Annotated in this window: 19 protein-coding genes and 3 tRNA genes; 9 read left to right on the top strand and 13 right to left on the bottom strand. The window is 57.0% G+C overall.

Going from position 1 to position 22,038, the window contains the following annotated elements:
* Positions 1-78 precede the first annotated feature (78 nt).
* Positions 79-2,190 carry a polyribonucleotide nucleotidyltransferase gene (locus WCS52_10615; protein ID MEI6167636.1) on the top strand — a complete coding sequence of 704 codons (2,112 nt, stop codon included), beginning with the start codon at positions 79-81 and terminating at the stop codon, positions 2,188-2,190.
* Between the two features lie 127 nt (positions 2,191-2,317).
* On the opposite strand, the gene WCS52_10610 is transcribed toward WCS52_10615, so the two are convergent.
* The 5 genes from WCS52_10610 to ettA all read right to left on the bottom strand — a co-directional run bounded on the left by WCS52_10610 (position 2,318) and on the right by ettA (position 10,598).
* Entirely contained in the window at positions 2,318-3,169 is an 852-nt protein-coding gene (locus WCS52_10610; protein MEI6167635.1) for a hypothetical protein, read from the bottom strand.
* Positions 3,170-3,180: 11 nt separating this feature from the next.
* Complete coding sequence (locus WCS52_10605) at positions 3,181-4,746, bottom strand: hypothetical protein (GenBank protein MEI6167634.1); 1,566 nt, start codon at positions 4,744-4,746, stop codon at positions 3,181-3,183.
* A 6-nt stretch (positions 4,747-4,752) separates the two neighbouring features.
* Positions 4,753-8,298 (bottom strand): DNA polymerase III subunit alpha, encoded by a 3,546-nt coding sequence (locus tag WCS52_10600; protein MEI6167633.1) that lies wholly within the window; start codon positions 8,296-8,298, stop codon positions 4,753-4,755.
* Between the two features lie 11 nt (positions 8,299-8,309).
* Positions 8,310-8,801 carry a GNAT family N-acetyltransferase gene (locus WCS52_10595; GenBank protein ID MEI6167632.1) on the bottom strand — a complete coding sequence of 164 codons (492 nt, stop codon included), beginning with the start codon at positions 8,799-8,801 and terminating at the stop codon, positions 8,310-8,312.
* Positions 8,802-8,924: 123 nt separating this feature from the next.
* Positions 8,925-10,598, bottom strand: coding sequence for an energy-dependent translational throttle protein EttA (ettA, locus tag WCS52_10590; protein ID MEI6167631.1), 1,674 nt, complete (start codon positions 10,596-10,598; stop codon positions 8,925-8,927).
* Between the two features lie 144 nt (positions 10,599-10,742).
* Here ettA and WCS52_10585 point away from each other — a divergent pair.
* Positions 10,743-10,818: transfer RNA gene (locus WCS52_10585), tRNA-Arg, on the top strand.
* A gap of 113 nt (positions 10,819-10,931) precedes the next feature.
* On the opposite strand, the gene WCS52_10580 is transcribed toward WCS52_10585, so the two are convergent.
* From WCS52_10580 to ispD, 5 genes are read right to left on the bottom strand one after another with little or no spacing between them, the layout of a single operon-like run.
* Entirely contained in the window at positions 10,932-11,459 is a 528-nt protein-coding gene (locus tag WCS52_10580) for a Gfo/Idh/MocA family oxidoreductase (GenBank protein ID MEI6167630.1), read from the bottom strand.
* A 10-nt stretch (positions 11,460-11,469) separates the two neighbouring features.
* Positions 11,470-11,916, bottom strand: coding sequence for a PTS sugar transporter subunit IIA (locus WCS52_10575; protein ID MEI6167629.1), 447 nt, complete (start codon positions 11,914-11,916; stop codon positions 11,470-11,472).
* Between the two features lie 46 nt (positions 11,917-11,962).
* Positions 11,963-12,844, bottom strand: coding sequence for a hypothetical protein (locus WCS52_10570; protein MEI6167628.1), 882 nt, complete (start codon positions 12,842-12,844; stop codon positions 11,963-11,965).
* A gap of 2 nt (positions 12,845-12,846) precedes the next feature.
* Positions 12,847-13,581 (bottom strand): metallophosphoesterase family protein, encoded by a 735-nt coding sequence (locus WCS52_10565; protein MEI6167627.1) that lies wholly within the window; start codon positions 13,579-13,581, stop codon positions 12,847-12,849.
* 8 nt (positions 13,582-13,589) lie between these two features.
* Positions 13,590-14,267: a 2-C-methyl-D-erythritol 4-phosphate cytidylyltransferase gene (gene ispD / locus WCS52_10560; GenBank protein ID MEI6167626.1), complete on the bottom strand. Its 678-nt coding sequence runs from the start codon at positions 14,265-14,267 to the stop codon at positions 13,590-13,592.
* A 155-nt stretch (positions 14,268-14,422) separates the two neighbouring features.
* On the opposite strand from ispD, the gene WCS52_10555 reads away from it, so the two are divergent.
* Genes WCS52_10555 through WCS52_10545 form a run of 3 tightly spaced genes read left to right on the top strand, consistent with a single transcriptional unit; the run spans position 14,423 to position 16,689 of the window.
* Positions 14,423-14,839: a hypothetical protein gene (locus WCS52_10555; protein MEI6167625.1), complete on the top strand. Its 417-nt coding sequence runs from the start codon at positions 14,423-14,425 to the stop codon at positions 14,837-14,839.
* A gap of 1 nt (position 14,840) precedes the next feature.
* Entirely contained in the window at positions 14,841-16,205 is a 1,365-nt protein-coding gene (locus tag WCS52_10550) for a hypothetical protein (GenBank protein ID MEI6167624.1), read from the top strand.
* Positions 16,195-16,689 carry a hypothetical protein gene (locus tag WCS52_10545; GenBank protein MEI6167623.1) on the top strand — a complete coding sequence of 165 codons (495 nt, stop codon included), beginning with the start codon at positions 16,195-16,197 and terminating at the stop codon, positions 16,687-16,689. Before WCS52_10550 ends, WCS52_10545 begins: the two co-directional genes overlap by 11 nt.
* 3 nt (positions 16,690-16,692) lie before the next feature.
* Here WCS52_10545 and recN read toward each other — a convergent pair whose 3' ends face one another.
* On the bottom strand, positions 16,693-18,372 hold the full coding sequence (recN, locus tag WCS52_10540; protein MEI6167622.1) for a DNA repair protein RecN: 1,680 nt from the start codon (positions 18,370-18,372) through the stop codon (positions 16,693-16,695).
* A gap of 95 nt (positions 18,373-18,467) precedes the next feature.
* Between recN and WCS52_10535 the strand changes: the two genes are divergently transcribed.
* The 4 genes from WCS52_10535 to WCS52_10520 all read left to right on the top strand — a co-directional run bounded on the left by WCS52_10535 (position 18,468) and on the right by WCS52_10520 (position 21,203).
* Positions 18,468-19,181 (top strand): cytidylate kinase-like family protein, encoded by a 714-nt coding sequence (locus tag WCS52_10535; protein ID MEI6167621.1) that lies wholly within the window; start codon positions 18,468-18,470, stop codon positions 19,179-19,181.
* 58 nt (positions 19,182-19,239) lie between these two features.
* Positions 19,240-19,315: transfer RNA gene (locus WCS52_10530), tRNA-Gly, on the top strand.
* Between the two features lie 38 nt (positions 19,316-19,353).
* Positions 19,354-19,429, top strand: a tRNA-Lys gene (locus WCS52_10525).
* Positions 19,430-20,024: 595 nt separating this feature from the next.
* Positions 20,025-21,203, top strand: coding sequence for an AAA family ATPase (locus tag WCS52_10520; protein MEI6167620.1), 1,179 nt, complete (start codon positions 20,025-20,027; stop codon positions 21,201-21,203).
* Here WCS52_10520 and WCS52_10515 read toward each other — a convergent pair.
* Positions 21,172-21,444 (bottom strand): antitoxin, encoded by a 273-nt coding sequence (locus tag WCS52_10515; protein MEI6167619.1) that lies wholly within the window; start codon positions 21,442-21,444, stop codon positions 21,172-21,174. The genes WCS52_10520 and WCS52_10515 overlap by 32 nt on opposite strands.
* Position 21,445: 1 nt before the next feature.
* Positions 21,446-21,721, bottom strand: a complete 276-nt coding sequence (locus tag WCS52_10510; GenBank protein MEI6167618.1) for a toxin — start codon at positions 21,719-21,721, stop codon at positions 21,446-21,448.
* Positions 21,722-22,038 lie beyond the last annotated feature (317 nt).

Raw genomic sequence — 22,038 nt, 5'->3', positions numbered from 1 at the left:
ATCAGAGGCCTTTCCGGTTTGTGCGTTAGCACTTAGCGGAACGGGTTGTCTGTTGAACCTCTATTCCAGAAAGACATCATGAAAGAAGTTTCAGTTTCCGTCGCCATCGGCGACAAAGTTATCACCCTTGAAACCGGCCTGCTGGCCCTTCAAGCTAAAGGTGCCGCAACGGTTCGTCTCGGTGACACGATCATCCTTTCAACCGCCTGCGCCTCGGAATCCCCCCGTGAAGGGATCGACTATTTCCCCCTCCAGGTCGAATACCGCGAACGGTTCTCCGCCGCCGGAAAGTTCCCTGGTGGATTTTTCAAACGCGAAAGCCGCCCGTCTGAAAACGAAATTCTGGCCGCCCGTTTCACCGACCGGCCCATTCGGCCGCTCTTTTCCGAAAGCTACCGGAATGATGTCCAGCTGGTGGGCACCCTCCTTTCCGCTGACGGGGAAAACGCCGCAGATGTCCTGAACATCGTGGGCGCCAGCACAGCCCTGACGCTCTCTGACCTGGCCTTTCACGGCCCCATCGCCGGGGTACGCGTGGGTCGCGTCAATGGCAAGTTTGTGGTCAACCCCACCGTCCTGGAACGCGAACAGAGCGATCTGGACCTGGTGTATGCCGGCAATCGCAATACCCCGACCATGATCGAGGGCGACGCCAAGGAACTTTCAGAAGCAGACCTGGTGGCCGCCATGCGGTTCGCGCACGAACAGTGCGTGAAACTGATTGACGCCCAGCTCGAACTGCGTCGGCTGGCCGGCCTGCCCGAGAAGGTGATTGTGGAACCTCCGGCTGACACCACCTTTATCACTGCCGCCCGCAAAGTGGCCGGTGGCGAACTCGCCGAAGCCTACTTGATCGCCGGCAAACAAGCCCGTAACGCCGCGGTCGCCAAGATCAAGGATGTCCTGAAGGCCAAGCTGACCGAAGCCTTCCCGGCCATCACCAAGGAACAGCTGCGCGCCACCATGGATGAGCTGAGCATCGCCGTGGTTCGCGAAAACGTGCTGGAACGCGGCAAGCGGATCGACGGTCGTGGCGAGAATGATGTCCGCCCGTTGTTCGCCAAGGTGGGCCTGCTCCCGCGGGTTCATGGCTCGGCCTTCTTCGGCCGTGGCGAAACACACGCCCTGGGTACCGTCACCCTCGGCACCAACAAGGACGCACAGGATATGGACGCCATCACCGGCGGCCCGACCTCCAAGTCCTTCATGTTGCACTATAACTTCCCGCCCTACAGCGTCGGCGAGACCGGCCGCTTCGGCTCTCCCGGACGTCGGGAAATCGGACACGGCAATCTGGCTGAACGCTCCCTGGCTGAAGTCATTCCGCAGAACTATCCCTACACCGTCCGTCTGCTGTCGGACATCATGGGCTCGAATGGATCCAGCTCCATGGCCAGCATCTGCGTCGGCACGCTGGCGTTGATGGATGCGGGTGTTCCAATCACCAGCCCGGTGGCCGGCATCTCCTGCGGCCTCTTCACGGCGCCTGGCAAAGCCAAGCTGGTCGTGGATATCCTTGGGGACGAGGATCATTGCGGCGATATGGACTTCAAGGTGGGCGGTACCCGCAAGGGCATCACCGGCTTCCAGCTCGACCTCAAAATTCGCGGCCTGGAATGGAACCTGGTGGAAGCGGCCTTTGAAAAGTGCCGGATCGCTCGCATGGGGATCCTGGATTACATGGAGAGTGTGCTCGCGGCACCGCGTGACGCCCTGTCACCGCACGCCCCGCGCATCACGGAAGTCAAGATTCCGATTGATAAGATCGGTGAACTGATCGGCCCCGGGGGCAAGAATATCCGCCGGATCGTCGAACTCAGCGGAGCCCAGATCGACATCAATGATGATGGCATCGTCAAGGTCTTCAGCAGCAAGCAGGAAGGCATGGAACTGGCCCTGCGCGAAATCAACATGATTACCGCGGAGCCGGAAGAGGGCGCCATTTATGACGGCATCGTGACGGGCATCACCAAGTTCGGTTGCTTCGTCGAAATCTTCCCGGGCCGCGATGGCCTGGTTCACATCAGCGAGCTTGCTGATTGCCACGTCCGCAATGTCGAGGATGTGTGCAAGGTGGGCGACCAGATGTGGGTCAAGTGCATCGGGATCGACGAGAAGGGACGCGTCAAACTCAGTCGTCGTGCTGCGATGGTTGAGAAAGACGTTCCTGCCGACCCCGCCGCCCAGTAACGATCATCTCGAAAAACAAAAACGGGAAGAAGAGCAATCTTCTTCCCGTTTTTTATTTCCCCAACATCCCCTCGCCTCTCACATCTTACATCTCACGTCTCACGTCTTACGTCTTAATCCTCACGTCTCACTCTTTCGGAACCTGCATCTGCATGGGACGACCATAGCGGGAGGAATTAATGGTCAGGGGCGTTGCGCGCCCGGTGACGGGAACCGCATTCGAGGCAGGACGGACGACCCCGTCAGCCCCCGGACGGTCGACTGCTGGCCGGTCAATATTATCGAGATAATCCGTTTCGATGATCTGGACCCGTTGAAACAGTTCAGCGACTTGCCGCGTCAGCATGGTATTATCCACTTCCAGTGTGGAGACCTTCTCCTTCAACCGCTCGATCTGGCTGTCACGATCCGTCAGTTCGCTGCTCATATTGGAGGCCAGCGTCGAATGCGCCCAGAGGATATTGCGGGTGATATCCGAACGGACCGTGGCCGCACTCTTTGCCGCCGACTGAGCCACCTTATCCGCTGCTTTTTTGAACTCCGCCTCCGTGGAAAGCTGGGAACGATCGATCCGCGTGCTCGTTTGCTCAAGATCCGACTTGAGGGCATGGACCCGGTCACTGTTCATCTTTACAAGGACGGCCAACACACAGGAAAAGACCACCACCAATCCAATGATCCCCCATATAAAGCGCTTACGGCCACGACGGCGTTCCTGATCCAGAAACTGTTTAAATGAATTCAACACCGGCAACGACTCCTCGCTCAGAGCGGGATCCCCTGCCAGCGCTGGCAAATTCATCCCGTCACTGCGGGGCGCTTTCGCAGAAGGGGGCGGAGGAAATTTACCGGCAGCCGGGTTCATGCCGGCCATCCGCTCGGAAATACGGGAGAGCGCCTCGGCCTGGAGTCGCAATACCTCGGTAAGCCCCTCAACGCCGCGGTGCTCAGGATCCAAATTTTCTTTATTTTCTGACATCATCATCTCCTTTAGAACCACTTAGGGCTGTTTTTCTTCTGGGATTTTTGATCCCGCTTCAATACTTCCCACTGTCGCAACTCATTCTGGAGCCGGGCTTCGACACTATTTAAAACACCGGGCTTCGGCGCCGCCGTCCCCTGCTGATGAGAGGACGATTTTCCCGTACCCGGCGGCGTGATCCAATCCTCCGCCTCCTTGGGGCCCCCCACGGGTTCTGCATGAAGCAGTTCCGCATGAATCACATCTACCTCGACCACCGCACCCCGCTGGGCGACCTCGCGTTTCCGCTGATTGATTTCGTTCTGCAAATCACGACACTGACGTTCACGCTGCTCCATTTCACGCAAGGTCTTCGCCACCTGCTCGGTCGACGCTTTGACTTCTTTCTCAAACTGCCTGAGCTTGTCGGACGATTCCTTTTCTTTTCTGGCGGACGCTTTCTGCAACGCCTCGAACTGTCCTTCGACACTACCCAGAGTGGTGCGAAGGGCCTTCTCCAACGCCGTCATTTCGGCACGTGTCTCACGCTCCTGCCGCTCGGCCACGGCCTGCCGCTCGGCCAGGGCCTCCTCAAGCCGTTGGATCCCCGTTTCCTTTTCACGAAGGGCATTCTGCGCCGTTTCAATGCGGCGGGCCAGGGCCTCGGCCTCTCCTGACAACTGAGCGGCTTTCCCGAGTTCTTTTCCAGCCCGCTCCTGCTCCAGAATCAACGCCCGCTCGGTCACCGCATATTTGGATTCCCAATCAGCGACCACGACCCTGGCATCGGCCAAATCCTGTCCCGCTTGCTTCAGCTTTGATTCCCAATCAACCGCCACCAGCCTTGCGTCAGCCAGATCCTGCCCGGTTTGCTTCAACTTCGATTCCAACTCAGCCGCAGCAAGCTTTGCGTCAGCCAGATCCTGACCGTTTTTCTTCAGCAAGGCCTCGTGGGCCGCCACCACCTGAGCCGCTTTTCCCTGCTCGTGGCCCGACCGGGTCTGCTCCTGCTTCAAGGTGCGGTCGGCCAAAAGAAATTTGGCGCCGAAATCAGCGGCCGACATGACAGCGGCGGCCAGATCCGCCTCAGTTTTCTCCAGCTTGATCCGCATGGCTTCCAGTTGTGCCCCGCGCTCCTCCGCTGCCCTGACCGCCTCAAACCGCTCCTCCCGGGCCGACTGGGCCGCCCCCAGGGTGGCGCTCATCAAGGCCCCGCATCCCGCCAGCATCTGATGAAATTCCTCCACCAGAAGGGGTATCATCGCGTCACTGAGGATCGTATCCCGGGCCGTCCCTCTCTCACACACACGGGCTCCCGCCGGTATTGAATTTTCCGAAGCCAACAGCCGGATCGCCAGAAGGTTGAGGGGCCCATAGAACGAGCCATCCATCAGCTGAACCGACCAGTTGAGGCGCAGTTCAGGGATCGCCTCAACGGGGAACCAGACGTCCTGCCGCTCCGACAATTCACAACCGGGAATGACCCGCGCATCGGTCGCCCAGAGGCATAACGTAACAATATCAACGGGACCATACACCGTCCCGTCCGGGGTTCTGAGATAATAGGCCGCCACGTTGTTCAGGGGTGTATCCATGGAAGGTTAACCGTTGCCCCCGAAATTTGACTTCTTCTTCCAGAGCGTCTCGCGTCGCGGTTTCCGGCAAGGCGTCTGGAGCACTTTCACATAGACCATATCCTCCCCGAGGATATGCTCCAACTCCTGGATCAGGGACTCATCGCAAGTGACCTGATAATGACTACTGGTGTCGAGAAACACCTTTTCTCCGGACTGATATTCCAGGCACAAATTCACCATGGTCTGTCCGGGATGAAGCTCAAGGACATTGCGAACGCTCTCAAGGATTGCCGGATCCTCACTCACCCGGCCAGCCGTCATATGCAGGCTGAATTTTTCAACAAACAACGCCGGCGCATCTTTGAGCGGATAGACTTCATTGGCGATGATCCGGAGCCGGTTCTCATCATCCAGCCGGACCTCCCCGCACAGCATGATCGCCTGATCCTGTGCCAAAACGGACTTGTATTCCAGATAGGCGTCCGGATACACCACCACCTCGACCGTCCCTTCCAGATCCTCCAACTTCAGGACAGCCATGGGCTCCTTCTTTTTGGTCATGCGCGGCAACAGCTCTGAAATCAAGCCGCCGATACGCGTCTGATCCCCGGACTTGATCGCCTTCAAGCCTTCCACATTGGTCAACTGATAGCGCTCCAGCAGTTTGGAAAACTGACTCAACGGGTGCCCGCTCATGTAGATTCCCAGCAACTCGCGTTCCTGGGCCAGCAACTGGCTTTCCGCCCATTTATCGGCCGGGGGGAGCGATCCGTCATCTATTGTCACCTGCGGTTCAACGGGCATGAGGTCGAACAGACTCCCCTGCCCCGAGGCCTTGTCGCGGGCGGCCGCATTGGCCCGGCTCAGGGCAAAATCAATCCCGCCAAACAGCCGTGCCCGGTCACTGCCCGGAAAATCAAAGGCGCCGGCCTTGATTAAGCTTTCAACGACCTTCTTGTTGACCACCTGCCCCTGGAATCGCCGGGAAAAGTCCATCAGCCCCTTATAAGGCCCGTTTCGCTTGCGCTCGGCCACAATCTCACGGCAGGCGCCCTCCCCCGCATTCTTGATGGAGGCGAGACCATAGCGGACCGCTCCCTTGGTGGGACTGAAGCGAACCTCGCTTTCATTGATATGGGGCGGAAGGATCTCAAGTCCCATCGCGCGACATTCAACAATGAATATGGGGATTTTATCCATATTCCCCATTTCACTCGAAAGCAACGCGGCCATGAACTCCTCAGGAAAGTGCGCCTTCAGGTAGGCGGTTTGCATGGCCACCACGCTGTAAGCCGCGCTATGGGATTTATTGAACCCATAATCCGCGAACTTCTCGATCATGTCGTAGATTTCCTGCGCCTTGGACGCCGGAATCTGGTTGGTTTTGGCACACCCCTCGATGAATTTTTCGCGCATCTTGGCCATTTCGCTGGCCTTTTTCTTGGAGATCGCGCGACGGAGATTATCGCCCATGGCTAGGGAAAAACCGGCCAGGACATTGGAGACGCGCTGGACTTGCTCCTGATAGATCATGTAGCCATACGTCCCCTTGAGAATGGGCTCAAGAAGCGGATGGCCGAATTCAGTTTTCTCACGCCCATGCTTCCGGTTAATGAAGCTATCAATAAACTGCATGGGACCGGGCCGATAGAGGGCGTTCATGGCAATGATCTCGTCGATGACCGTGGGGCAAAGCTTGCGCAAGTTGTCCCGCATGCCCCCGCTTTCAAACTGGAAAACGCCCACGGTATCGCCACGCTGAAGCAGCTCGAAGGTTTTCGTATCATCCATGGGAATGGCGTCAATATCCACACTGATGCCGCGGGCGATCTTAACCAGATCAACCGCTTCCTGGATGACCGTAAGGGTCTTCAGCCCCAGGAAATCCATCTTGAGCAGGCCGATTTTCCCGATGGGATCCATGGAATATTGGGTAATGACCTGATCTTCTTTATCCAAGGTCAGCGGTACAATCTCAATGAGCGGTTTTTCGCCGATCACCACGCCGGCCGCATGCGTTCCGGCATTACGAAGCAACCCCTCAAGCACAACCCCGTACTCCAGGATCTGCTTGCAGTGCGGCTCGGTCACCGAGGCTTTTTTGAATTCGGGATTCTGCTCAAGCGCCTTGGCCAGGGAAATTTTAGGATCATCCGGGATCATCTTCGCCAGGCGGTCACACTCGGAATAAGGCAGTTCCAGTGCACGTCCAATGTCGCGGATGACCGTCTTGGCCCCCAGTGACCCGAAGGTAATAATCTGAGCGCAATTCTCCCGCCCGTACTTGTCCTTCACATACTCAATCACCTCGCCACGCCGGGTCTGGCAGAAATCGATATCAAAGTCAGGGGGTGAAATCCGTTCAGGATTGAGAAAGCGTTCAAAAATCAGATCATAGCGGATGGGATCAATCCCCGTGATTTCGAGAAGGTAAGCCACCAGACTGCCTGCACCGGAGCCACGCCCGGGTCCCACGGGAATCCCCTTGGTCTTGGCAAAGTTGATGAAATCCCACACCACCAGGAAGTAATTGATGAACCCCATGCGCTCAATGATGGAGATCTCGTACATGCACCGCGTCACCAGCTCTTTTTCACGCTCATCACGGGGGTGGGTATAATCCTTAACCCCATACCGCTTCAGCAACCCCTTGTAACACAAGGAAAGCAGGTACTCCTTCTGCGTGGTTTCTGCCGGCACCTTGAACATCGGGAAATGCAGGTCGCCGAACTTGAATTCCACATTACAGGCTTCCGCTATTTTCAAGGTGTTGGAAATGGACTCGGGCAGTTCGCTGAAGATCGCCGCCATCTCGTCCCCGCTCTTGAAGTAGAACTCGGAGGAAGGGTACTTCATGCGCTTGGGATCGCTCATGACCGTCTGGGTCTGGAGGCATAGCATGACTTCATGGGCCGCGGCATGCTCCCGCTTGAGATAATGCGCATCGTTCGTGGCGACCAGGCCGAGCCCCGTCTTTTTTGCCAGCGCCACCAGTCCCTTATTGACCTTGCGCTGTTCCGGCATCATATGGTCCATCACTTCGAGAAAGAAGTTATCCTTACCCAGGATGTCCGAATACAGGCCGGCTAACTTAAGGGCGCCCGCCTCATCATCATCCCGCAAGCGCTCTGGGATTTCCCCCTTGAGGCAGGCTGAAAGCCCGATCAAGCCCCCGGAATATTTCGCCAGGATTTCATGATCAATCCGGGGCTTGTAGTAGAACCCCTCCAGATGGGCGGCACTGATCAGCCGCACCAGGTTGTGGTAACCGAACTCGTTTTTGGCCAGCAGCACCAGATGGTTGGAGTGGGACTTTGCCGAATTTTCGGTTTTCCGGTCAAAGCGGCTGCCGGATGTCACATAGGCCTCACACCCGATGATCGGCTTGACCCCCTTCTCCCGGGTGGCTTCATAGAAGGGCACCGCCCCATACATCACGCCGTGATCCGTAATGGCCAGCGCCGGCATCTGCATGGCCTGGGCTGCCGTCGCAATATCCTTAACACGGCAGGCCCCATCCAGCATGCTGTATTCAGTGTGAACGTGAAGATGAACAAAGGGCGTCGTCATAGGCAGGCGGGTCAGACATCCATCGCCATTGCGACTTCAGGACAGGTGAAGGGGGAATCGTATTTCGCGCAGTTGATGCACCCCATATAGAGCTTATGCATCAACGACACCTTGGGCACCTCATGGAACCCCATCTTGGTAAAGAAACCGGGCGTGAAGGTCAGGACAATCATCTGGGAGGGCTTCAAGATTCGAATCCGCTCGATGGCGGCCTCCACCAGCATCCGGCCCACTCCATGTTTCCGCAGGCTGCGCTTGACGGAAAGCGACTTGATCTCAACCGAGGGGTGCCGGGCATGGCCGATTTCGGGCAGAATGGACCAGGATACGGTCCCAACAATCTGGCCTTTCTTTTCACAGACAATAAACCGGTCTATGTTCTCGGCAATATCAGAGATGGGCCGCGGCAGTAATTCCTTGGGATAGGCCTTGATCAGGCTGTAGATCCCGTCTGCATCGGTAAAACCCGCATTACGTACAATGAATTTTGGTTTCTGTTTCACAGCGGGAAGAATACCCCACCCCCCTTCACGACGCCAAGAAAAAGAATGAACCGGCGCCGACAGAGCGGCGCCCTCCATTTCCCCCGATGGAGGGTTTTGCTCCGTCAAAACCTCTGCCCCATCCTATCGCAACGCCAATTTCCTGTATTTACCCCGGCGATGGAGCAGCCGGTCGCTGTTACCCGCCAAGACTTTCTCTTCGAAATCAGCGAAATTGCCATCAAACCAGCGAAGTTTGCCGTCCCCTTCAAAAATGAGCAGGTGCGTACAGATCCGGTCCAGGAAATAGCGGTCATGGCTGATGACCATCGCACAACCGGGGAACTCCATAATCGCCTCTTCCAATACGCGCATGGTGTTGACGTCCAAATCGTTGGTAGGCTCATCAAGCAACAGCACATTGCCCCCCTTGCGGAGCATCTTGGCCAGATGGACCCGGTTGCGTTCACCGCCGGACAGCTTGCCTACCTTTTTCTGCTGCTGCGCCCCCCGGAAATTGAACCGCGACAGATAGGCGCGTGAATTCATCGTGCGATCGCCCATCTCCACCTCTTCCCGCCCGTTGGTAATCTCCTCAAACACCGTCAAATCGTCACGTAAGGCATCCCGGTGCTGATCCACATAAGACAGCACCACGCTTTCCCCGATCGTCACCACGCCCTGATCCGGCGTCTCCTGCCCCATCAGCATGCGGAACAGGGTGGTCTTGCCGCATCCGTTCGGCCCCACCACGCCCACCACCGCGCCCCGGGGCATATTGAAGGAGACCTGGTCCAGTAGCGTCACGCCGGCATAGGCCTTGGATACGCCCTCCAGGACGATCACCTTGTTCCCTAAATGCGGGCCGGGAACAATCTGGATCGACACATCATCCTTGCGCGCCTCAAACCGCTCGCTGGAGAGTTCCTCGTAGCGGGCAATACGCGCCTGACTCTTCGTGCGCCGGCCCAATGCCGAGGTCCCCAACCACTCCAATTCATTGGCGAGCACCTTCTGCCGCTGGCTCTCCTTTTTCTCCACCTGCCTCAACAGTTCGGCCTTCTGCTTGAGCCAGGAGGTATAATTCCCTTCAAAGGGAATCCCGCGCCCGTTATCCAGTTCCAGGATCCACTTGGTGATATGATCCAGGAAATAGCGGTCATGGGTGACGATAATCACCGTACCATGATAGTCGCGCAGGGTCGTTTCCAGCCAGGCCACGGTCTCGGCATCCAGATGATTGGTCGGCTCATCCAGCAACAACATGTCGGGCTTTTCGAGGAGGACTTTGCAAAGCGCCACGCGACGCCGTTCGCCCCCGGACAACTTGGTCACATCGGCATCATCAGGCGGCAGCACCAAGGCATCCGACGCCACGTCCACCAGCCGGTCGACCTCCCAGGCATCCATACTGTCAATCTGGTCCTGCAGGCGCCCCATCTCCTCCATCAGCTTATCCATGTCGGCCTTGGGAAGTTTTTCCCCCATTTTATCGGCCACCTCATCATACCGGCGGATCAAGGCATGTACCGGTTCCAGGGCCTCTTCGAGATTCTGACGCACTGTCTTCGCCGGGTTGAGCTGTGGCTCCTGCGGCACATATCCCACCCGCATCCCCTTGCCCAGGGTGGCCGTCCCCATGAAATCCTGATCGATTCCCGCCAGAATGCGCAGCAAACTGGTTTTTCCCGACCCGTTCTCCCCCACAATGCCGATTTTGGCGCCGTAATAAAACGACAGACTGATATCCTGAAAGACCGTCTTGTCGTTATACATCTTCGTCAGATTCTGAGTCTGGAAAACAAATTGTGGGGCCATAAATTTAAGTTACCGGTTAAGGGTTAATGATTATCAGATGAAAAATAGTTCGTAATATTACAGCGTAACCATTACGAACTCAAGCTTGACTCGCATGAGAGAACCCGCCACCATACGCCCCCTGATTGGATGGGTTACCTTTGTGCGCCTGTAGCCTAATGGACAAGGCATCTGACTTCGAATCAGAAGATTACAGGTTCGACCCCTGTCAGGCGCGCCATTCGTAACCAACGAGTTACGACATTGGATCCAATTTCCCACGCTCAATGCCACGAGCAAAAGTTTCACTCACCGCCGAAAGGATTTACCACGGAGGTCATATGCGCCGCCCTTTTACCCTATTACCGGCACAACCACCTGCCGGCCCGTCGCCAAGGCTCCGCGCAGCGCCTCCATGACCGCGATGGGGGCAAGCATCCGGACGTCATTGAGTTTATCTTTGATCCCCGCAATGCAGGCATTATGCGTGAGCGCGCTCATGGTCGTCACGGCAACCTGTTTCTCGCGTCGCCATTTCAGGAACTCGCACGCCTCCGCAAACGAGGTGCTGAAAGGTTTATCCACAAACACAGGAATGCCCGCGGCGACAAATGGCCGGGCCGCCGCAAGATGATACGTCCCATCACGATGATCAATCATCAATCCATCGATTTTACCGAGCATCTCGGCGGGGTCGCTCACCACAGTTGGGATCCTGCCCGCCTTGGCGGTCTTCTCCGCCAAAACCTCCGATTCGCCCCACAGGTGTGTGACGGCAAATCCAGGAGGCGTTCGGGCAATGTTGATTAATGTGAAAATCGCAGTCGCATGCGAGTTCTCAGCGCCGATAATTCCGATTCTGAACGGTTGCCCGGTTGTCATTAACACGGGCTCAATTCGTCAGCACATCGAGCACTTCCGCCGCCGTCGTGGACTTTAAAATGCGCTCGCGCTTTTCACTGTCGTTCAGGATCTGGCTGATCTCTGAGAGAAATTGAATGTGGGGGCCGGTACGACTGATCGAGGAAATGGTCATGACGAAAATGGTCGAAGGCTTGCCGTCCATCGAGGCGAAATCGACGCCCTCTTTTTTCAACGCCAGCGCCGTGGCCAGCTTTTCCACCGAATCGGTCTTGCCATGGGGGATGGCAATACCGTGCTGCATGCCAGTGGACATTTTCTGTTCACGATCAAGAACGGCCCGGAGGGCGGCAACACGGTCTTTAATCCGTCCGCGCGCCATCAGCAGGTCGATCATCTCCTCGATGATCTCCTCCTTGGTCGTCCCCTTCAAATCAACAATGATCGTGTCTTCAGATAACAGCTTCTTTAAATTCATGCCGGGATCCTCAAAAAAAACTTTCAAAAGTTAGCACATCGCCACCCTATTGCGAACTATTTTTACTCCGATAAAGCTCCAGCAACGCGGGAGTGACATCGGTCAGGGAAAAAATCGTCTTTTTCAGGAAATCGCTGCCCGGCCCGATCGCCACCAGCGGGACCGGATTCATTGAATGCGACCGCGCTCCGAACCGTTCAATATTACCATGGTCACTGGTCAGCACAAACAAGAGGCCCGCGTCCCGGGTGAGTGACAGGACTTCCCCCAGGAATTCATCAAATACTCCCAGGATCCGCAGTATATCCGCCCAGGTCCCTTTATGCCCGGCCCGGTCCGTCTGAAAATACTCAAACAGGGTGAAATCGTGTTCGCGGGCGATCGCCACCAGCGCCTGCGCCGCCTGAACCGGGGTTTGCAGGGGCCCTTCGTACCCCTTCGCCCGCAGACTCTCGCGGGTGAGGTCCTGATACACAGCCTTCCCCTGCTCCAGCAACGCCTTGTCCCGGACACACCCCGCCTTCAACGCCGATACCGTGGTCACCGACTGAATCTTCCGGGTTTCCACCTCGCTGAGCTCTGACACATAATAGCCATTGGCGAAGGTGGATGAAAATCCCAAGGCCCCGAGTTGGTCGTAAATATTATTTTCCCGGATGATTTTCTGAAGTGAGGGACCGGGAAACCCGGCGACATGGCGCCCCATATGCCGGGCGGCATTCACTCCGGTCAACAGCGCCGTCTGCCCGGTTGCACTCTGGGGGATGCCTGCAACCCCCAGCCCGGCATCAATGGAACTGGCGTGAGAGGTGAGCAGGTTGAGGAGATTCGGGCACACGCCGCTATAGACGGGATTGAGTTCGGGATTGTCGCCCCCCATCCCGAGCCCATCCACAAGGATGAATAACGTCCGCGGCGACGCTCCCACCACTAAACCCCCAACCCGAGCCGGACAGCCAACCGCTCGGGCAGGCCTGCCGCAATGATCTTCTTCTGGGCCGTCTCGATATCGTACTCCACCCGCCGGATCTCAAATTGACGAGCGGTGGTATCATATACCGCATAGGAGGACCGCTTATCGCCATCCCGCGGCTGCCCCACACTCCCCACGTTGACAAAATACTTTTTCCCGAGCGTCACCGGAATGACCCCCGCGACATTGAGCCGCCGCACATACCCGGACTTTTCAAACACCACAGGTTGATGGGTGTGTCCGTAGAAGCACACGGTCGTCGACTGGTAATTGAAATTGGACTCCGCCTCCAGCTCATCAAACACATAGCCCCACTTCTCAGGCATATCCAAGGTGCTGTGAACCAACGTGAAACTGCTGACCACCCGGACCATCTTGAGTTGCTTGAGAAACCCCAGTTCATCCTCGGTCAATTGGTTCCGGGTCCAATCCACCACATTGGCGGCAAGGGGATGGAAGTCACGGATGCACTCGTCATGCGAACAGTAGTGGTCGTGATTGCCACGCACGCAGATGGCGTTCAGTTCACGAATCTTGGCGAGACATTCCGAAGGGTTGGCGTTGTAGCCCACCATATCACCCACACAGGTGTAGTTCGTCACGCCTTGGGACTGGGCATCTTCCAGAACGGCACTGAGCGCCTCCCAGTTCCCATGAATATCCCCCATTACTGCATATTTCACATTCGCCATATGATCACTTACACCTTCAAAATCATGGACGCCAGGGCCAGATCAGCCGGAGTGGTGATCTTGATATTCGTCGCAGGAGCGGGAACCAGATGGACCGGCTCTCCCAACGCCTCAACGGCCGAAGCCTCGTCCGTAACCGTCAATTTCTTCTTCTTGGCATGGGCGTAGGCCTTGTTCAGCCAATCGACCCGGAAGGTCTGCGGCGTCTGCACCGCCCACAATTTCGAGCGATCGACCGTCCGCACTACCAGGGAGCCGCGATCGACTTCCTTGATCGTGTCGGTGACCTTCACGGCCGCCACCCCGGTGCCCTGCCGCTTGGCCGAAAGAATGGTTTCCTGAATAAGGGCGGGAGTCACACAGGGCCGGGCCCCATCATGCACGGCCACGATTTTCACATCATCTTTCAATTCAGCCAGGCCGAGCATGACGGAGAGCTGCCGCGAGGCCCCGCCCGCCACCACTTTACGCACCTTGGAGAACCCGAACATCTGAATCATGCCGCGCGCCGCATCCATCCGGTCCTTGCGGACCACGAGAATCACCCCGTCAATCAGAGGGCATTGTTCAAACGCTTGGAGGGAATACATCAACACCGGGCGAGTCCCAAGGGAGAGGAATGCCTTGTCCACATCCGCCCCCATGCGCTCACTTTTTCCAGCCGCAACAATGATACCGAAAATCATATCCAGACCCGCCTTTCAGGAACCCAGATACTACCCACTTATCAGCCTTGTGTCAAAACCGTATTGTGTCATTTTATTGCAACTCGCTGTCTTTTCGGGTAAATACCAGAGCAATGGGACGCCCGAACTCCAACAACCAGGGATTTGCACTGCTGATGGTCATTCTACTACTGGCGCTGCTTTCCGGCGTCGTGGTGCAATCCCTCATTTCTACCCGGATGCAACTCCGGGCGGGTGACCTCCAGCACGCCCACTTCTTGCTGCGGGCCTCATGCCTCGATGCCGCCTGGGCCGCCCTGCATAACGGCATGAAGGCGGGGTCAAGTTCGTCGGATTACCAGATCTTTGAAAATCAGCTCCCCTCTGGCATTCAGGTCCGGACCACCCTTAGAGGCCTTGATCGAACGGCCCTCCCTCTCCCGCTTCAACGGCCGGATGTTCCCTTATTCGGCCAGTTCTTCTCCGTTACCGCACGCGCGGAATGGGGGCCCCGGACCCGGGCCGTCCGCGGCCTGGCCTGCCGTCTCCCATCAGGCGATGTTCGGCTCCTCGCCTGGGCGGAGACCCTCTGACATGAGGACCCCCGCCACAGCCCCCTGGGCCAAAGTCGCCTTTGGTATCGATCTTACCGACTTTAACCCGATCCTCATCAAAGCGACCAGATCCGGGCGCACCCTCTCGCTCGAGCCCGTCGAGCTCGCTGCGCTGACCGACCTCCCGGCCGCTTCAGTCATCGCCGGCAGTCTGCTCCAGAAGGAAAGCTTCACCCGCTGGCTGACCGCCCCTATCGCGTCTGCTAAAAAAGCCGAAAAAGTGTTTCCGTCGCTATTGGATGTCCAGCTGCCGTTCTCGGTTGAAGATTGCGAATATGCCCTGCTGCAAACCGTCCCCACCCCGGATCACACGGGCACCCGCGGCCTGGTGACCGGGGCACGCAATGTGGATATCGAGAAACGGCTGGCCACCTTTTCCAACTTGGGCGTAAATCCCCACCTTCTGGACCAGGAGGGACTCGCGCTATGGAGTCAGGTCCAGGAAGAGCTTCCGCCCCTCACCGGAACCCCGGCCTTGCGGATTATTATCTACCTTTCAACAGAGCGGGTAACCTTGGCGATCGGCCAGAATGACGAATTCCTCGGAGCCCATACCATGCGGCTATTGGACGCCGACCAGATCCACCGGATTCTTAAATCCTATTTCCCCGCCACGCCCCCTCTTACCCAATGGTTCATCACGGGCCCGAATGCCCCCGGCCTGGCGGAACCCGGCACCCTTCTTCCGGACAGCCTTTCCAAACGCTGGCCCGGCCCGGTCAAGCTGACCCGTGAGCCCCAGACCTTCCTTGCCCGGGCACTTGCCACGCGGGCCCTGACCCCGGGCTCCATCCGCTGCAACCTGCGGACGGGCCGTTTCTCCCATCCTGCCCTGGCTCAACGTGAGGCCAAACGTCCGTATCAATGGGCGGTCACCTGCCTGCTGGCGGGCCTGGCCTTGTGCGCCATCAATGTAATCTGGCTTATTTTCACAGCCCATCAGGCCGCCGGACTCCAAACCGCCTTCCGCTCGCTCGCCATCGAGATCACCGGCTCGCCCCTTGGAATTCCCGCCAAACAGGAGGTGTTGACGGCCCGCCGCGCCCTCGAAGCCCAAACCAAAGCCATGGAACCGTTCCTCGCCACCACCGAGTCCCCGATCGCGCCCGCGCTAAAGGAAATTCTCGTGGTCGCGCGGGAAGAAGGCCTTTCCGTTGAAACCCTGACTTTGAGCCGGAAAAACAGGGTACTCCATGGAACTGCGGCCAAATGGACGCAGGCGGAAGCGGCCTGCCGCCGCCTGAATACCCAGGGGTGGGCCGCCACCTTGGAACGTAAAGACCTCCCGCCGGGCGAGGACCGTGTTGCATTCGTTATCGGCCTGGGACGCTCACATGAAAAATAACCCCCTTCCCCTGCCCGCCCTCTGGACTGCCGCCGCCGTCGCCCTGTTGCTCGGCCTCCTGCTCAGCCTGCGTACTGTGGGCGATCTGGGGCGTACCACAGAAGTCTGGCAGAAAAAGGGACATGACCTTCAGGACCTGACGGCGATGCGCGCCATAGCCGCCAAATACCGGAGCGTATTGAAACAGTACGCTCAATACCCTGCTGCCCCGGCGTCTCTCGGGGAATTAGCCCGCCGCGCGGTGCCGGGGATGAACCTCATCACCCGCTCCACGGAAACCCATCCCTCCATGCCGGGCTGGACCGCACGCAAAGTGAATATCGGGCTAGTCGACCTCACCGGCGATGAGTTAGGCCGGTTTCTGGAGACTGTGACCACGGCGACCCCGCCCTGGGCCATTCTGGACTGCACCCTCACCGCCAGTCCCGCCCAAGGCCGCCTCGCCAAAGTGGAATTGGTGCTGGAGACGGTGGAGAGGAATTAAGACTCACTTCCCCTTCAGCATCTCTTTCGCATGCTTCAGGGTCACACTGGTGAGATCGCGGCCACCCAGCATCCGGGCCACCTCTTCCACTCGTTCATTGGGAGTGAGGCAGGAGATCGAGGTGCGGGTGCGGCCCCCGGCCACTTCCTTGGCAACGGAGAAATGGGTTTTCCCAAAAACCGCCACTTGCGGAAGATGCGTAATACAGAGCACCTGATGGTGTTTTCCCACCTTCTCCAGCTTGGTCCCAATGGCCGTCCCCATGGCCCCGCCAACGTTGGCATCAATCTCGTCGAACACCAGCACGGGAATACGGTCGTGGTCAGCCAGCACCGCCTTCACCGCCAGCATCACCCGCGAAATTTCGCCGCTCGACGCAATGGCTCGCAGGGGATGAGAGGGCTCACCGGCATTCGGCGCGAATACAAACTCAATCGAATCCAGCCCGGAGGGGGCCGGTTCCACGCCCTGAAGTTCAACCCCGAACACCCCGTGCGCGAACCCCAGATCTTTTAATTCCCCGGTAATCGTCTTCGCCAGGGTGATCGCCGCCTGATGCCGGGCCTTGCTCAACTTGGCTCCCGCCTGATCCACCTTTCCCCGGGCAACGGCTATCGCCTGGTCGAGCTCAATCAGGCGTTCCCCGCGGCGCTCCAGATCTTTCAGTCGGTCCTTGACCCGGTCGCGATGCTCCAGCATAGCCGCGACCGAGCCGCCGTACTTGCGAGTCAGCCGGTGATACACCGCCATCCGGTCTTCCAGCCACTGCAGACGGGCAGGATCCCCTTCGATGTTGCGGGCCACCTTCTCCACCGTCTCAGCCAGATCCTGCGTTTGGACCATGATGGAATGCGCCTGTTCTTTCCAGTCCCCGGCCGCGCTGATCAAGCCGGCCAGTTCGGTCAGTCCCTTATGCGCAAAGGCCAGTCCATTAAAGGCGGCGGAGTCACCCTCCATCAACGCGCTTTGAATCCCGCCTGCCAGTTCAAGAATCCGCTGGGCATTAGCCACCTGCACCTGTTCCTGGGCAATCGCGTCATCCTCGCCCACCACCGGGGCCAGTTCCTCAATTTCCTTCACCTGAAAAGCCAGCAGCTCAATCTGCTGGGCGACGTCCTGCTCACTGGCTCCCGCTAATTCCTTGCGCTGGACTTGCGCATCGCGATAGGCGGCATAAGCGGTTTCATACAGGGTACGGGCCGCCCGCAAGTGGCCAAAGGCATCCAGAATATCCAGCTGGAAATCGGTGTTGAGCAACGACTGATGGTCATACGGGCCATGCATATCCACCAGATGCTCACCCAGCCGTTTCAGCACCTGACTGGTGGTGGAACTGTCGTTGATGAAATTCTTGCCGGTCCCCGTGGCCAGCAGCGTGCGGCGGATAAACAACTGCCCCCCCTCGCAGGGCGGAAGTCCCACCTCATCCAGGATGGCATCCACCTCCCGGGAGTCACCCAGTTGGAAGACGGACTCCGCCAGACATTGATCCGCGCCGGCCCTGATCAGGCTTTTGTCGGCCCGTTCCCCGAGCAACAGGCCCAAGGCGCCGATAATCACCGACTTACCCGCCCCGGTTTCACCGGTAATGACATTCAAACCCGGTTTGAATTCAACGGTAATGTCCTCAACCAGAGCCAGATTTCTCACTCGTAGCGACTGAAGCATGGCGGGAGAATACATGGCGCCAAACCTGAAGGCAAGTGGAGTTCAAGCTCTTTTTAAATTGACGGACCGCCACCCTCGGCCAATACTAACAGTAATGAGGAGATAAGATCATGAAACACTTGCAGATGATCCAGAAATTCCTGAGCGAAAAACGCGATTTTGATGATTTCCCTGAGTACGGATTTCCCTTTGTTACGGTGTCCCGCCAATCCGGAGCCGGCGGACATTTGTTATCCTACGTGATTCTCACCGAATTCCTGAAACACCGCGCCAACCCGCTTTTTGAGGGGTGGCATGTGTTTGACCGGGAACTCTGCGAACTGGTCGCCCGGGATCCCCTCCTGCAAAAAGACATGGAAGTCCTGCTGGGCGAAAAATATCGATCCCAATTCAATGATTTTGTCGAGAGCCTTTACTCCGGGCGGTCCGAGCAACACACGCTCCACACGACCACCTTCCGGGTGGTGCGCATGCTGGCGCTGATTGGCAAAGTGATTATCGTCGGGCGTGGTGGCTCACTCATCACGGCGGATCTGCCCCAGGGGATTCACATCCGGTTGGTTGCGCCGGAGGCCCATCGCGTGGTCTGGATGATGAAGCGCTTCAAGATCAACAAAGAAGAGGCCCGCGAAGCCGTCCACAATCAGGACCGGGATCGCAAGAAGCTGATCAAACTGTTTTTTAACCGCGACATCGATGATCCCCTACTTTACGACATGGTGTGGAACACCGGGAAAGTCGAACTCGACGTGGTCACCCGGGCCACCATCGACCTGATAAAAAGGCGGACCGAGCCCAAGACCGAGAAGCCTCTTTTCGGGTGACGATAAAAAAGAGTTGAATCAATTCAGGGAACTGGTAGATTCCCCCACGTTTTCTTACGCGAGCGTAACTCAGTTGGTAGAGTGTCACCTTGCCAAGGTGATTGTCGAGGGTTCGAATCCCTTCGCTCGCTCCATTTTTTTGCACCGGTCCCATTTGCGGACCGGGCATCGCGGAAGTGTAGCTCAGTTGGTAGAGCAGCTGACTCTTAATCAGCGGGTCCAGGGTTCGAATCCCTGCACTTCTACCAGTCGCCAGACTGGAAAAGCCCTGTAAACATTGACTATAACGCATATAGTCGGGCTTTTATGACTTCATAGTCCGACACACCATCTCATACCATTTCAGGGATTATAACCACCCCAAAACAGAACCATTTCAAAAACCTGATTATTTCGGGAAAGCCCATGTTCGCCAAAATGCCCTATGCGCCCTTCAGGCTTTGGGAGGTGTCAAGGTAAGGACCGGCGGCTGATCACATCACTGACCTGATCAGCCTGGGCCACAAGAAGCTCCTACCCTGGCTTCCCCCGAGACTGCCGAGCCAGAGGAGAATCCATCGGTAGTGCCGGTGGTCGCAGAGACGGCCCCAGAGCCAGAGGTTACGGATAGAGAATCGTAGCCGCACCCGCTGATCTTACAGTATCGAGGCGACGCGTGCTTAATTGCGCATAACGCATTGTTAGTTATGTGCACGAACTACATGATGCACGGATAACAACTTGCCTATCACCATCGTCCTCAAACTACACACCCTGATCCGCGACACCGATAGGCTACAAGCATCATCGAGTTTAATAAATATTACCATTGCGTAGCAATAATATATCTGCAATTATGCCCACATGTACACCAGATTACTGAAACGTCCGATTGAATTAGGCAAAAGTTTTTTCCTGTTTGGCCCGCGTGGGACTGGCAAGACGACCTGGTTGCGCGAGCATTTCAAGGAGGTTAACAGCGTCTATATCGACCTTCTCGACAGTCGCCTTTACGCTGAATTGCTAGCACGCCCCGATCGACTCGAAACACTGGTGGGAACCAATCCGACCGGCTGGGTAATCTTAGATGAAGTTCAGCGCGCCCCCGCTTTACTCAACGAGGTACACCGCCTAATCGAGAGTCGCGGACTCCGATTCGCATTAACGGGATCCAGCGCCAGAAGTCTACGCCGTAAAGGGGTGAATCTATTGGCGGGTCGCGCCCTGACCTTCCATATGCATCCTCTCGTCGCGGAAGAAATGGGCGCTGATTTCAACTTGGACCGCGCCCTGCGCTTCGGCATGCTCCCCTCCATCGCACATCACACCGATCCTCATGAATACCTCAAGTCCTATGTACAAACCTACCTGCGTGAAGAAGTTCAACAAGAGGGGCTGACGCGCAATCTTGGCAATTTCGCCCGCTTTTTAGAAACAGCCAGTTTCTCGCAGGGATCACCGATCAACATCGCGGAGATTGCGCGCGAGTCAGCGCTTGACCGCAAGGTGGTTGAGAGCTACTTCGGAATTCTTGAAGATCTGATGGTCGGCTTGCGCCTACCAGTATTCACGAAACGGGCGCATCGCCGCCTGGTCGCACATCCAAAATTCTACCTCTTTGATGCCGGAGTCTATCGAGCCATACGTCCCATGGGGCCATTGGACAGCCCGGAAGAAGCCGAAGGCGCCAGTCTTGAAACCCTCTGCCTCCAGATACTTCGCGCCGTCAACGATGCGCTGGGACTGGAGTATGAACTATTCTACTGGCGCACCAGCGACGGCACCGAAGTTGACTTCGTGCTGTACGGTCCCCGAGGGCTTTTGGCTTTCGAAATCAAACGCTCCAATCGCTATTCCCGCAGTGACCTAAAGGGATTACGCGCCTTGAAGGCCGACTATCCCATCGCGCAATGCTACCTGCTTTACGGCGGCGAGTTCCCCCGGGTGGAGGATGGCATTCAAATCCTACCCATCCAACAGGGCCTTTCCCAACTTACAACGATACTGCAAATCATCCAGCCTTTTCAATCAAGCGGCCATTGATGTATTTGTGCAGGATGCTGGAAATGAATGTTTGGTAAGGCAGCCCCTCATGGACGGCCGTCTTCTGAAAACGGATCAGGTCGCGCTCGGCCATCCGAATATTGACGCGCTTATCCTTCCGGAGCGTGGCTCGTGCCGCATCGCGGTAACGAACCGCTTCGCGTGTAAAGTTTGGGATGCGCTTCCATTCCCCTTTCTCGACGGAATCAAGCAGTCCCTTTTCTTCTTGTGTCAGCTTCATTTTATTCCCCTCCCAAGTATTGTTTTGTCATTTTACGACTGGGAATGATGGTCTTTAGGAAGATCATCTCGTCATCTTCAACGAATGGTACGAGGTAGGCGTACCCCTCCACGTTCACAATGAAAATCTTCTGCCCAAGGTATTGCTGCCGATTGGGATGCTCGATTGTGTCGAGCAAGACTCCCTGCGACAGATGGAAAACAATATCCTCAAAAGTGACGTCACGTTCCTGCCGCAACCAGTCGTTCTTTTCATCATTCCAGTCGTACGGCTTCATGATGCAAATGTATCACTATGTGTGCACTTTGGCAACAAGCTACTCGGATTCATTTCAATGGCAGAACGCGGATCTTAACCCGCGGCGAGACCGGCCGCGGGTCGAGGCTATCATGGCGGTAAACTTCGCTTTGGTTGCCGAAAGCGCCGGGACCCGCATCCGGGTCAGGATGCAGTATCGGGGTACCGCGTTGAACATCTTATCTCCAAACCCAGCGTCCCCCGGCGCATACCCGGTTCTGCATCATGACATCCTCCACATGTGATTGCAGGTGGATCTCCCGCCGATCATCCACTACGTCAAGGGGGCATGGGATC

Source organism: bacterium (assembly GCA_037128595.1).
Classification (GTDB): Bacteria; Verrucomicrobiota; Kiritimatiellia; order CAIKKV01; family CAITUY01; genus JAABPW01.
This window is presented reverse-complemented; position numbering and strand designations above follow the sequence as displayed.